The 12,124-nt window shown below is 73.8% G+C and carries 13 protein-coding genes; 3 read left to right on the forward strand and 10 right to left on the reverse strand.

The window, feature by feature from the left end; all coding sequences use genetic code 11:
* Positions 1-116 precede the first annotated feature (116 nt).
* The 5 genes from AB0H53_RS00005 to afsQ1 all read right to left on the reverse strand — a co-directional run bounded on the left by AB0H53_RS00005 (position 117) and on the right by afsQ1 (position 3,888).
* A complete protein-coding gene (locus AB0H53_RS00005) occupies positions 117-317 on the reverse strand; it encodes a PspC domain-containing protein (RefSeq protein ID WP_362104610.1) in 201 nt (66 codons plus the stop codon).
* Positions 318-411: 94 nt separating this feature from the next.
* Positions 412-981, reverse strand: coding sequence for a VanZ family protein (locus tag AB0H53_RS00010; protein WP_362104613.1), 570 nt, complete (start codon positions 979-981; stop codon positions 412-414).
* A 65-nt stretch (positions 982-1,046) separates the two neighbouring features.
* Positions 1,047-1,667, reverse strand: coding sequence for a hypothetical protein (locus tag AB0H53_RS00015; RefSeq protein ID WP_362104616.1), 621 nt, complete (start codon positions 1,665-1,667; stop codon positions 1,047-1,049).
* The gene (locus AB0H53_RS00020) at positions 1,664-3,214 is read right to left on the reverse strand and encodes a HAMP domain-containing sensor histidine kinase (RefSeq protein WP_362104618.1); all 1,551 of its coding nucleotides are present in this window, start codon (positions 3,212-3,214) and stop codon (positions 1,664-1,666) included. The genes AB0H53_RS00015 and AB0H53_RS00020 overlap by 4 nt, the downstream gene beginning before the upstream one ends.
* The gene (gene afsQ1, locus AB0H53_RS00025) at positions 3,211-3,888 is read right to left on the reverse strand and encodes a two-component system response regulator AfsQ1 (RefSeq protein WP_362104620.1); all 678 of its coding nucleotides are present in this window, start codon (positions 3,886-3,888) and stop codon (positions 3,211-3,213) included. The genes AB0H53_RS00020 and afsQ1 overlap by 4 nt, the downstream gene beginning before the upstream one ends.
* A 171-nt stretch (positions 3,889-4,059) precedes the next feature.
* Here afsQ1 and AB0H53_RS00030 point away from each other — a divergent pair, with 171 nt between their 5' ends.
* Positions 4,060-4,821 (forward strand): SigE family RNA polymerase sigma factor, encoded by a 762-nt coding sequence (locus AB0H53_RS00030; protein ID WP_362104623.1) that lies wholly within the window; start codon positions 4,060-4,062, stop codon positions 4,819-4,821.
* Between the two features lie 128 nt (positions 4,822-4,949).
* On the opposite strand, the gene AB0H53_RS00035 is transcribed toward AB0H53_RS00030, so the two are convergent.
* On the reverse strand, positions 4,950-5,654 hold the full coding sequence (locus tag AB0H53_RS00035) for a uridine kinase (protein ID WP_362104626.1): 705 nt from the start codon (positions 5,652-5,654) through the stop codon (positions 4,950-4,952).
* 53 nt (positions 5,655-5,707) lie between these two features.
* Between AB0H53_RS00035 and AB0H53_RS00040 the strand changes: the two genes are divergently transcribed.
* Positions 5,708-6,040 (forward strand): hypothetical protein, encoded by a 333-nt coding sequence (locus tag AB0H53_RS00040; RefSeq protein WP_362104628.1) that lies wholly within the window; start codon positions 5,708-5,710, stop codon positions 6,038-6,040.
* A 106-nt stretch (positions 6,041-6,146) separates the two neighbouring features.
* Here the strand turns inward: AB0H53_RS00040 and AB0H53_RS00045 are convergent, their stop codons facing one another.
* From AB0H53_RS00045 to deoC, 3 genes are read right to left on the reverse strand one after another with little or no spacing between them, the layout of a single operon-like run.
* Entirely contained in the window at positions 6,147-7,052 is a 906-nt protein-coding gene (locus AB0H53_RS00045) for an aldehyde dehydrogenase family protein (RefSeq protein WP_362104631.1), read from the reverse strand.
* Complete coding sequence (locus AB0H53_RS00050; RefSeq protein WP_362104634.1) at positions 7,045-8,478, reverse strand: aldehyde dehydrogenase family protein; 1,434 nt, start codon at positions 8,476-8,478, stop codon at positions 7,045-7,047. Before AB0H53_RS00050 ends, AB0H53_RS00045 begins: the two co-directional genes overlap by 8 nt.
* Positions 8,479-8,483: 5 nt before the next feature.
* Positions 8,484-9,470 (reverse strand): deoxyribose-phosphate aldolase, encoded by a 987-nt coding sequence (deoC, locus tag AB0H53_RS00055; protein WP_362105608.1) that lies wholly within the window; start codon positions 9,468-9,470, stop codon positions 8,484-8,486.
* A 680-nt stretch (positions 9,471-10,150) separates the two neighbouring features.
* On the opposite strand from deoC, the gene AB0H53_RS00060 reads away from it, so the two are divergent.
* Complete coding sequence (locus tag AB0H53_RS00060) at positions 10,151-10,780, forward strand: PH domain-containing protein (RefSeq protein WP_362104637.1); 630 nt, start codon at positions 10,151-10,153, stop codon at positions 10,778-10,780.
* Between the two features lie 6 nt (positions 10,781-10,786).
* On the opposite strand, the gene AB0H53_RS00065 is transcribed toward AB0H53_RS00060, so the two are convergent.
* Positions 10,787-11,914 (reverse strand): hypothetical protein, encoded by a 1,128-nt coding sequence (locus AB0H53_RS00065; RefSeq protein ID WP_362105611.1) that lies wholly within the window; start codon positions 11,912-11,914, stop codon positions 10,787-10,789.
* Positions 11,915-12,124 lie beyond the last annotated feature (210 nt).

Here is a 12,124-nt window from a genome sequence, read left to right on the forward strand (position 1 = left end):
GGGCGGCCGCGCGCGCGTGCGGGGGGGGTGTGCCGGCGGGCCTGTCGCGGGCGGGGGGGGGCGCGCCCGGTCCGGGGCGCCCCGCCCCACTGGCGTACGTGGGTGCGGGGCGACGGCTACCAGGCGGGCTTCGCGGCCTTCTCCGACGGCAGGAGCAGCCACAGCGCCACGTAGAGCAGGAACTGCGGTCCCGGCAGCAGGCAGGAGACCAGGAAGATCACCCGCATCGTCGTGGCCGAGGTGCCGAAGCGCCGTGCCAGCGCTGCGCACACTCCGCCGATCATCCGTCCGTCGCGGGGGCGGGTCAGTGCGGCCATGGTGGGCTCCTTAGTCGGGCGGTGCCGAGGGAGCCGCGGTGTCGGGCTCCCGATGACTCCATAGTCACCCCTGGGGCCCGGACAAAACGTCGGACTACGGGGCGATACCGACCCTGGGAATCGTCGGGGTCGCACCCTGAGGCGTGTCCTCCCGCAGCAGGGCACCGCCCCGTCCGCGGCTCCCTGACAAGGCGGACCCCCGGTCCCTGCGGCGCAGCCGGGCCCGCCAGGCGGGCACCACGGCCAGATGGGCGAGCGCCACCCCCAGGGTGTTGAGCAGCAGGGCGTCGACGTCCACCACCCGGCCCGGCACCGCGGTCTGCAGCAGCTCGATGCCCAGCGACACCAGGGCGCCGGCGGCCGCCGTACGGACCAGGGAGGCCCAGGGGGCGACGTCCAGGCGGCCGTCCGCCATGGGCAGCAGCACCCCCAGGGGGGCCAGCAGCAGCAGTCCCTCACCGATCCGCCGGACCGCCTCGGCCCAGCCCAGCGCCAGGTCCGCCCTGATACCGGCGAACGGCTCCAGATTGGCCGCCGTCACCCACATCACGTCCAGTGGCCGGAGCGTCAGCCATCCCACGAGCACCAGATGGATGAGGAGGAGGACGAGCCCCGCCGCACGGAAGTGGAGAGCGGCACTGCCGCCGGAACCTTGACGCTGCACGCCCCCCAAGACGCGGCCCGCGGCGGGATCGGTTCCGTCTCCCCGGCACCGGCCGGGACGGGCGGTCAGGGCGACCGGGTCGGCACGGCCGACTCCGGACGCTCCCGGATCCCGGCGCTGCACTGGTAGTGGCGCACCGGATAGTCGCCGGGCCCGCCCAGCACCACGGTCCCGCCGGTCACCGCCGTGCCGTGCGTGGTGCCGTTCTCCGCGTAGGTGCAGACGATCTGCGACAGCGCGGCCGGCGGCAGGTCCTCCGGCTGGCGGCTGAGCCGCAGGGCCCCCGCCGGGTCACCGTCCCGGCTGCCCGACACGGTCAGCGGCGGCCGCACGTACGTCGTGAAGCCCGCCTCCCGCTCGGACCGGGAGGGCTCCGCCCGCAACTGGCCGAGCAGCGCGCGGGCCGCCGCGACACGGGCGTCCGCGCCCCTGCCGTCCGGTGCCGGAACCTGCCGGTCCACCGCCTCCAGACCCGACGCGCACATCAGGTACACCCGCACGGACACGCCCGGCCCGGGCGTCCGGCTCCCGCCGCCCTCGCCGGAGACGCTGCACGGCAGCCGGGAGGGGGCGGCGCCCCCGTCGACCGGCACCGTGGTGGTCCTGATGCCGCACCCGGTCACCAGGGCCGCGGCCAGCACGCCACCCACCAGGACGCCCGCCCCCCGCCGTCGGTACACCCTCACCGCGCGCCGCCCTCCTGGTCCTTGCCGTGTTCCTTGCCCTGGTCGCTGCTGGTCTGCAAACAGCGGGCGATGCCCGAGGCGTCGCGCGGCAGCCGCAGGACGAACACCGCGCCGTCGCCGTCCGGCGAGTTGGCCGCGGTGATGTCGCCGCCGTGGATGTGGGCGTTCTCCATGGCGATCGACAGGCCGAGACCGCTGCCCTCGGAGCGCGGGCGCGACGCGCTCGCCTTGTAGAACCGGTCGAAGACATGGGGCAGGACGTCCTCGGGGATGCCGGGGCCGTGGTCGCGCACCTCGATGATCAGGTCCTCGTCCCCGGTGCGCACCGAGACCCGCACCGGGGAGCCGCCGTGCTTGAGCGCGTTGCCGATGAGGTTCGCCAGGATCACGTCGAGGCGGCGCGGGTCCAGCCGCGCCATGATGCCGCGCTCCGCGTCCAGCTCGACCGCGTCCAGCCAGGCGCGCGCGTCCACACAGGCGGTGACCTGGTCGACGACGTCGACGTCGTCCAGGACGAGCCGGGCCGTGCCCGCGTCGAAGCGGGTGACCTCCATCAGGTTCTCCACCAGGGTGTTGAGCCGGCGGGTCTCGCTGACGACCAGCTCGACGGCGGGGGCGATCATCGGGTCGAGCGTGTCCCGCTCCTCCTCCAGCACCTCCGTCACGGCGGTCAGCGCGGTCAGCGGGGTGCGCAGCTCGTGCGACATGTCCGCGACGAAGCGGCGGCTGGACTCCTCCCGGGCGCTCATGTCGGCGACCTGCTTCTGCAGGCTCCGCGCGGCGTCGTTGAAGGTCCTGGCCAGCTCGGCCAGCTCGTCCGTGCCGGACACCCGCAGCCGGGTGTCCAGCTTGCCCTCGCCGAGCCGGCGCGCCGCCTCGCCCAGCCGGTGCACCGGACGCAGCACGGTGGTGGCCGCCGCCTGCGCCAGCAGCGCGGAGCCGATCAGGGCCAGCGCGGTGGCGATGGCCAGCGACCAGGCCAGCGAGCTGAGGTCCTGCCGCTCCGGCTCCAGCGACTTGTACATGTAGCCGGTCGGACCGCCGCCCACGATCCGCGTACCGCCCACCAGGTAGGGCGAGTTGCCCCGGGTCGTGCGCTGCCAGAAGAGGTGGTACGGGTAGGGGTTGGCGGAGTCGACGTCCTGCCGCTTGTTCACCGCGGCCCGCAGCGAGGCCGGTACGTCGTCCAGCGTGAACCGGTCCGGATCGGACACCCCGACGATCGGCTTGCCCTTGTCCCGCTCGCCCAGCAGCACCACGCCGTACCCCACGCCGCCGGAGGACATCTCCTCGGCGGTGCGCTGGAGCTCCTCCGGGGTCGGCCGCGGCGGCAGGGCGGCGGCCCGGTTCTGCATCTCCTGCCGGAAGTCGTTGAGCGCCGCTTCCTGGGTGCGGGTGAGCACCGCCTCGCGGTTGAGCCAGTAAGCGATGCCGGACGCCGAGACGGCGGCGAGCAGCGCGACGAGGGCGAAGACGACGACGAGCCGCAGCCTCAGGCTGGTCCACCGGACCCCCGCGCCCGGCGACTTCCTGGGTCCGTCGGTCACGAAGGTACGTCCAGCCGGTATCCGACGCCCCGCACCGTGCGGATCAGCGTCGGCGAGGACGGCACATCCTCCACCTTCGCCCGCAGGCGCTGCACACACGCGTCCACCAGACGCGAGTCGCCCAGGTAGTCGTGCTCCCACACCAGCCGCAGCAGCTGCTGCCGCGACAGCGCCTGGCCGGGCCTGCGGCTCAGCTCCAGCAGCAGCCGCAGCTCGGTGGGCGTGAGCTGGAGGTCGTCGCCGTTCTTGGTGACCGTCATGGCCGACCGGTCGATGACCAGCGAGCCGAACGTCGCCGAGTCCGTCGACTCCCGCTCGCCGCGCCGCAGCACCGCCCTGATCCGGGCGTCCAGGACCCGGCCCTGCACCGGCTTGACGACGTAGTCGTCCGCCCCGGACTCCAGGCCGACCACCACGTCGATGTCGTCGCTGCGCGCGGTCAGCAGGATGATCGGCAACTGGTCGGTGCGCCGGATGCGGCGGCACACCTCGAAGCCGTCGATGCCGGGCAGCATCACGTCCAGCACGATCAGGTCGGGCCGCTGCTCGCGCAGCAGTTTCAGGCCGTCCTCGCCCGTCGCCGCGGTGGCCACTCGGTGGCCCTGGCGTGACAGCGAGAGTTCGAGGGCCGTGCGGATGGCGTCGTCGTCCTCGATCAGCAACAGGAAAGGCACAGCGACATTCTGTCCCATGGTGGAGGGGGAGTTCGCCGGCCCGGAGCATTCCCACCTCTCCGGGAGGCCTGTGACACGCCTGTGACAGTCGGCGGACACCGCTATGAAGTGCCCCCGCCAAGCTGATGAGCACACGGACCGACCAACACTCCGACCGATGGGGGGCGCGAGATGAACGCACTGCACAGCACCACCTCAAGCGCAGTTGTCACGCGTCTCCACGACGTCGTGCGGAGCACCGGGAAGTCCGGCGCGGAAGGCGGCACCTCCCTGCTCGAGCGGAACAGGGAGCTCGGGGGAGGGCGGGGGTGTGTCCGCGGCGCCGGGCGTCAGCCCAAGGCGACCTGCATGGTCGCCGTCGCTGACGGGGGAGCGCCGTACGGGGAGGCAACGGGGGAGCGGACGAACCTCACGGAGGCGGAGTTCACCGCCTACGTGCGGGAACGCCGCGCCTCCCTGTACGCGACCGCCTACCACCTGACCGGTGACCGGTTCGAGGCCGAGGACCTGCTGCAGAGCGCGCTGTTCTCGACGTACCGGGCCTGGGAGCGGATCAGCGACAAGGCCGCGGTCGGCGGTTACCTGCGCCGCACCATGACCAACCTGCACATCAGCGCCTGGCGGCGCCGCAAGCTCAACGAGTACCCGACGGAGGAGCTGCCGGAGACGGCGGGCGACACCGACGCCATGCGCGGCACGGAACTGCGCGCGGTGCTCTGGCAGGCGCTGGCCCGGCTGCCCGAACTCCAGCGCACCATGCTGGTGCTGCGCTACTACGAGGGCCGTACGGATCCGGAGATCGCGGAGATCCTGGACATCAGTGTCGGCACGGTCAAGTCGAGCATCTGGCGTTCGCTGCGCCGGCTGCGCGAGGACGAGGTCCTCGGCTTCGGCCGTGACGAGGAGGAGTCCTTCGGCCAGTTGGTGGCCTGAGGACACGGGGGACGGCCGGGGCGGTGTCGGGGGACACCGGCGCGGCCGGCACGGGGGCAGGGCGCGGGGCCGGACAGGTCGGGGGGACTTGTCCGGCCCCGCGCTCCTGTGTGCGGCGGGCCCGCCCGTCAGGCGGCCTGCCGCACCGCCGGGGCACGGCAGCGCCCCGCCGCCGCGGCGGCCAGCCGGCCCAGGGCCTCGGCCTTGTCGCAGGGGTGGGCGCCCAGGGCGGCCTGGCGGGCCACGATGGAGCGTTCGGCGCGCATCAGGCGCCAGCCCCTGCGCAGCAGCAACGGCACCGACTTGCGGCCCTCGCGCAGGTCGCGCAGGAACCGGCGGCGGAAGGTGGTCGAGGGGCGGCCGCGCAGGCACAGGGCGTCCGCCAGCACCCCGTGCTCCTGGCACCGGGCCACGATGTCCGCCGCGAAGATGCCCTCGGCCACGAACAGCGGGGTGCGCTCCACGTCGAGCAGCTCGGTGCCCACGCGCGTGCTGGTGGCGATGTCGTACACCGGCACGGACGTGCGGCCGGTACGGCACAGCTCCACGATCGCGGCCACCGCCGCGTCCGCGTCCCAGGACGCGGGGGAGTCCCAGTCGGTGTCGGCGCTGCCCGGTACCACCGGGAGCGTCGGGTCGCCGTCCTCCTTGTAGAAGTCGTCGAGGCGCAGCACCGGCAGGCCGGTGCGGGCCGCGAGGGAGGACTTACCGGAACCGGAGGGGCCCGCGAGCAGCACGACGCGGGTCGGGAAGGGTTGGGGACTCACGGGACACCAGTCTGAACCATTCACCCGGTAGGGGGACCCCCTCCGGTACCCGTTGGTATCGAGCATCACATCTCCCATACGCTGCGTGCCCGACCCGTCACGTACGCGCAGGAGCTCTCATGGCACGTCACCCCTTGTTGCAGGCCGGGCTGACCGTATCCGCCCTCGGCGCGGTCCTCGGTGCCGCCGGAGGCACGGCGCACGCGCAGGACCTCGACACGGAGGCGGCCCTGCGGAGCACGGCGGGCGCGGTGCCGCACGCGGCGGCGCCCGTCAAGCAGCTCAAGGTCAACCCGCTCGCGCAGACCGGGGTCGACCCGCTCGACAACGGCGTGGGCACGCAGGTGGCCGACTTCAGGCCGGTCGACACCACGTCGGTCACCGGCTCGATGACCAGGCTCCCCGAACTGCCGGTGGCGGGCCCGCTGCTGGGCGGCGCGCTGCCCGGCTGAGCGGCATGCCCGGCGGAACGGCCGTACGGGAACGGCCCCGCTCCCCCCGGACGGAGGGGAAGCGGGGCCGTTCGTCACGGGCGGGTCCGCCGGTGGCGCGGGCCCGTCAGTAGGCGGAGCCGGAGGCGCCCAGGGAGCCCGTCGGATGCCAGACCGTCTTGGTCTCCAGGAACGCCGTCAGGCGGCGCGTGCCCGGGTCGGCGGCGAAGTCCTCGCCGTCCACGGCCTGGGGACGCAGCACGCGCTTGAGGTTGTCGGCGGCGGCGATCTCCAGCTCCCGGGCCAGCCCGGCGTCCGCGCCGGTCAGGTCGATGGCGTTGACGTCCTGGTGCGCGGCGAGGGACGGGGCGATCTCGGCCGCCCGGCCGGACAGGATGTTCACCACACCGCCCGGCAGGTCGGAGGTGGCCAGTACCTCGCCCAGGGACAGCGCGGGCAGCGGGGCCCGCCCGGAGGCGACCACGACCGCCGTGTTGCCGGTGGCGATCACCGGGGCGATCACCGAGACCAGACCCAGGAAGGAGGAGTCCTGGGGGGCGACGACGGCGACCACGCCCGTCGGCTCGGGGGTCGACAGGTTGAAGAACGGGCCCGCGACCGGGTTGGCCCCGCCGACGACCTGCCCGATCTTGTCCGTCCAGCCCGCGTACCAGACCCAGCGGTCGACGGCCGCCTCGACGACCTCGGCCGCCTTCGACTTGGACAGGCCCTCGGCGTGCGCCACCTCGTGCGCGAACTGGCTCCTGCGGCCCTCCAGCATCTCGGCGACGCGGTAGAGGATCTGGCCCCGGTTGTACGCGGTCGCGCCCGACCAGCCGCCGAACGCCTTGCGGGCCGCCACGACCGCGTCCCGCGCGTCCTTGCGGGAGGAGAGCGGCGCGTTGGCCAGCCACTTGCCCTTTGCGTCGGTCACTTCGTACACCCGGCCGCTCTCGCTGCGGGGGAACTTGCCCCCGACGTACAGCTTGTAGGTCTTGAGGACGCCCAAACGGTTGCCGTTGCTGTCAGACATCGAGGTACGCCTCCAGGCCGTGGCGGCCGCCCTCGCGGCCGAAGCCCGACTCCTTGTAGCCGCCGAAGGGCGAGGTCGGGTCGAACTTGTTGAACGTGTTGGCCCACACCACACCCGCGCGGAGCTTGCCCGCCACCGCCAGGATGCGGGAGCCCTTCTCCGTCCAGATGCCGGCGGACAGGCCGTACTGGCTGTTGTTGGCCTTGGCGACGGCCTCGTCGGGGGTGCGGAAGGACAGCACCGACAGGACCGGGCCGAAGATCTCGTCGCGGGCGATGGTGTGCGCCTGGGTGACGTTGGTGAACAGCGTCGGGGCGAACCAGTAGCCGGTGGAGGGCAGCTCGCAGGCGGGGGACCAGCGCTCGGCGCCCTCCGCCTCGCCGGTGTCGGCCAGCGCCTTGATGCGCGCCAGCTGCTGCGCGGAGTTGATCGCGCCGATGTCGGTGTTCTTGTCCAGCGGGTCGCCCAGGCGCAGCGTGGACAGCCGGCGCTTGAGGGCGTCCAGCAGCTCGTCCTGGATCGACTCCTGGACCAGCAGGCGGGAGCCCGCGCAGCAGACCTGGCCCTGGTTGAAGAAGATGCCGGTGACGACACCCTCGACGGCCTGGTCGATGGGCGCGTCGTCGAAGACGATGTTGGCGCCCTTGCCGCCCAGCTCCAGGGTGACCTTCTTGTCCGTTCCGGCGACCTGGCGCGCGATGGCCTTGCCGACGGCGGTGGAGCCGGTGAAGGCGACCTTGTTCACGTCGGGGTGCTCGACGAGTGCGGCGCCGGCGTCCCCGTAGCCGGGAAGGATGTTGACGACGCCCTTCGGCAGACCCGCCTGACGGCAGATGTCGGCGAAGAACAGCGCGGACAGCGGGGTCGTCTCGGCGGGCTTCAGCACGACGGTGTTGCCGGTGGCGAGCGCCGGGGCGATCTTCCACGCGAGCATCAGCAGGGGAAAGTTCCACGGGATGACCTGGCCGGCCACGCCCAGCGGGCGCGGGTTCGCGCCGTAGCCGGCGTGGTCGAGCTTGTCGGCCCAGCCCGCGTAGTAGAAGAAGTGCGCGGCGACCAGCGGGAGGTCCGCGTCGCGGGTCTCCTTGATCGGCTTGCCGTTGTCCAGGGTCTCCAGGACGGCCAGCTCACGGCTGCGCTCCTGGATGATCCGGGCGATCCGGAAGAGGTACTTGGCCCGCTCGGCGCCCGGCAGCGCCGACCACTTCTCGAAGGCCTTGCGGGCGGCCCGCACGGCCCGGTCCACGTCCTCGGGCCCGGCCTGGGCGACCTCGGAGAGGACCTCCTCCGACGAGGGGGAGACGGTCTTGAAGACCTTGCCGTCGGCCGCCTCGGTGAACTCGCCGTCGATGAACAGGCCGTAGGACGGCGCGATGTCGACGACCGAGCGGGACTCGGGTGCGGGTGCGTACTCGAACTTGTCCATGGTGATCAGTCCACCGTCACGTAGTCGGGACCGGAGTATCGTCCGGTGGCCAGCTTCTGACGCTGCATCAGCAGGTCGTTGAGCAGGCTCGACGCGCCGAACCGGAACCAGCGGTTGTCCAGCCAGTCCCCGCCGGCGGTCTCGTTGACCAGGACCAGGAACTTGACGGCGTCCTTGGTGGTGCGGATGCCGCCCGCGGGCTTCACCCCCACCTGTACCCCGGTCTGCGCGCGGAAGTCGCGCACGGCCTCCAGCATGAGCAGGGTGTTGGCGGGGGTGGCGTTGACCGCGACCTTGCCGGTCGAGGTCTTGATGAAGTCCGCCCCGGCCATCATGCCGAGCCAGGAGGCCCGGCGGATGTTGTCGTACGTGGAGAGCTCGCCGGTCTCGAAGATGACCTTCAGACGGGCGTCGCCGCAGGTCTCCTTCACGGCGCGGATCTCGTCGTGGACCTTCAGGTAGTCGCCCGCGAGGAACGCCCCGCGGTCGATCACCATGTCGATCTCGTCCGCCCCGGCGGCGACCGCGTCACGGACGTCCGCGAGCTTCACGTCGAGGGCGGCGCGGCCGGCCGGGAAGGCGGTGGCGACGGAGGCGACCTTCACGTCCGTGCCGGCCAGACCGGCCTTCGCGGTGGCCACCATGTCGGGGTAGACGCAGACGGCGGCGGTGCGCGGCGTGGTGCGGTCGGTCGGATCGGGATTGACGGCCTTGGCGGCGAGCGCCCGGACCTTGCCCGGGGTGTCCGCGCCTTCCAGCGTCGTCAGGTCGATCATCGAGATGGCCAGGTCGATGGCGTACGCCTTGGCCGAGGTCTTGATCGAACGGGTGCCGAGCGCCGCGGCGCGCGCTTCGAGGCCGACCGGATCCACGCCGGGCAGCCCGTGGAGGAAGCGGCGCAGCGTGCTGTCGGACGCCGTCACGTCAGCGAACGCGTGGGTGGGAGTGCCACCCTGCTCGAACGGAGTCGAGGGCTTGGGGGAGGTGGGCATGGTCACCAGAGGAGCATATCTACGCGCGTAGCGGCCTGTACAGCCCCGGATTCGGGCCACCCGCGAACCCGCTGGTGAGCGCCGGTACGAGGGGCTCCGGTGAGTCCGGTCACACGCCCGTGGCGGGACCGTCGGGACCCGCCACGGGGGCGGTGCGCCGCCCGCGCGACCGGGGGCGTCCGCTTCCCGCCGGGTCCGGTCCGCCGCCGTCCGCTTCCCGCCGGGTCAGGTCCGCCGCCGGGCGGGCCGGACCGGCCGGTACGACAAGGGGGCCCGTGCCGCCCAGTACGGCACCGGCCGGTGCCGTACTGCTCGGCCACCGCGGCACCGCCGACGGCCCCGCCGTCGCCGGGCCGGGCGCCGGGCCGGTGGCCGGTCCCGGACGGCGCCGCAGCCCAGCGCCGCGGTGGCCGCCGGGCGGGGGCGCCGTCTTCCGGGCGCGGCCGACACCGGCCGCCCGCCCCGGTCGGCGCGGCGGCCGGTCGGGCCGCCCGGTGGCGCCCGGCGGCCGGCGGCAGGACGGGCGGGAGACAGCCCGCCAGCCGGCAGGGGACACGTCGGCCCCGCCCGCCCCGTGCCATTGCCGGTGCCCCGCCGCGACGGGCCGGGCGGCGGGGACGGGGACCGGCACCGTCGTCCCGTACGCGGAGCTGATCGGCGGCTGAGGCACAATCTGCCCCATGACGACGCCTGAGCAGCCCGCCTACGCCGACCGCGCCTATCGCTCCCCCTTCGGGATGGTGGGCGGAGTGCTGTTGCTGGCCCTGGCCCTCTGGATCGGGATCGACGCGTTGATCCGGGGCGAGGGCCGTACGCCGTGGCTGGCTCTGGCCGGGCTGCTGCTGGTGGTGCCGCTGGTGGTGGCGTTCACCCTGCGGCCGGCGGTGCTGGCCGGGGAGGACCGGATCAGGGTGCGCAACCCCTTCCGTACGGTCGTCCTGCCCTGGGCGGTGGTCGCCGACGTGCGCGCCGGGTACTCCAGCGAGGTGATCACCAAGGACGGCGCCAAGTACCAGATGTGGGCCGTGCCCGTCTCACTGCGCGAGCGCAAGCGCGCCGCCCGCCGCCAGTCCCGGGCCGGCCGGGCCGCCCCCGGGGACGCGGGCGGGTTCCCCGGGGGCGCCGAGCCCGCCGTCCCGCTGGCCGTGGCCGACCAGGCCGTCGCCGAGCTGCGGGAACTGGCCGAGCGGTGCGCCTCCCGGCCGACCGCCCGGGGCGAGGTGAGCGTCCGCTGGGCCTACGAGCTCATCGCGCCCGCCCTCGCCGGGCTGGTCCTCGGCGTGGTCCTGCTGGCGGCCACCAACGGCTGACCCGACTCACGGGGGGCCGGGCCACACCAGCAGCATGTAACCGCCCAGCCAGGCCGACGAGGCCGTCGCCGCGCCCAGCACCAGCGCCGCGACCACTGGCCTGGCGCGGCACACCGCCACGGCGACCGGCAGCAGCAGCGGGAAGCCCGGCAGCAGGAAGCGGGCGCGCGGGAAGTAGACACCGCCGCTGCCCAGCACCACCAGCAGCAGCACCCCGCTGAACACCAGCAGCGCCGGCGGCTGCCGGTCGGCCAAGCAGACCACGAAGAGCGCCGCCGACGCCACCAGCACCACCGAGACGGCCACCAGGAACAGCTGGGGGTTCCTGTCGTACGCCAGGAGCCCGCGCAGCTCGCGCAGGGTCCCCGCGCCGCCGTCCCACTGGTTGCGCCACAGCCGCTGGACGGCGAAGTAGCCGTCCCAGCGCCCCACCCGGGCGCCCACCCACATGACGTACCCCAGCCAGCCCAGCGGAGCGGTCAGCGCCGCCACCAGGGCGGCCCGGTGTCGGTGGCGGACGGCCGCCAGCAGGCCGGTCACCGTCACCGCCGCCGCGACCGCGATCCCGGTGGGGCGGGTCAGGCCGGCCAGCACCGCGAGGCCGGCCGCCCACGGCCAGCGCCCGGTCAGCACCGCGTACAGCGCCCAGGCGGCGAGCGCCGTGAACAGCGACTCGGTGTAGGCCATCCACTGGACCACCGCGACCGGCGCCGCACCCCACAGGACGGTCAGCGCCGTCGCGGCGCGGCGCCCGTACAACCGGTCGCCGACCGCGAACACGCCCCACGCCGCGACCAGCGAGAAGCAGACCGCGAGGACCAGCCCCACCGAGGCGCGCGACCCCGGTGTGACCCCCGCGACGGCCTTCACCAGCAGCGGGTAGAGCGGGAAGAACGCCAGGTTGTTGGAGTCCGTCCGGGTGCCCAGGTCGTCCTGGTAGCCGTGGTCGGCGATGCCCAGGTACCAGTTGGAGTCCCAGGACCTGGCGAGGGTCGGCCAGACGCCGTGGTCCTTGAGGTGCGCCCAGCGGGCCAGCACCAGCAGCCCGGACAGCCGCACGGCCAGGTAGCCCACCAGGGCGGGCGCGGCGTACCGCAGCGAGCGGGCGGTGCGCCGCCGTACGCCGGAGCGCACCGGGGACGGCGGCCGCCGGGAGGCGGGGACGGTCGGGCGGTCGGTGATCACCGGCGGCACGGTGGCGGCTCCAGGGACTCGGCTGCGCGCTACCGGCTCACCCTGCTCGGCTCCCGGGTGAACGTACCGGGACCCTGCGTCAAGTGACCTACCGGATTCACCCGTACGGGAGAAGCCGAGGGCCCGTACGGCGAGTTCCCCGTACGGGCC

This window comes from Streptomyces sp. NPDC050856 (genome assembly GCF_040653855.1).
In the GTDB taxonomy this organism is placed as follows: domain Bacteria; phylum Actinomycetota; class Actinomycetes; order Streptomycetales; family Streptomycetaceae; genus Streptomyces.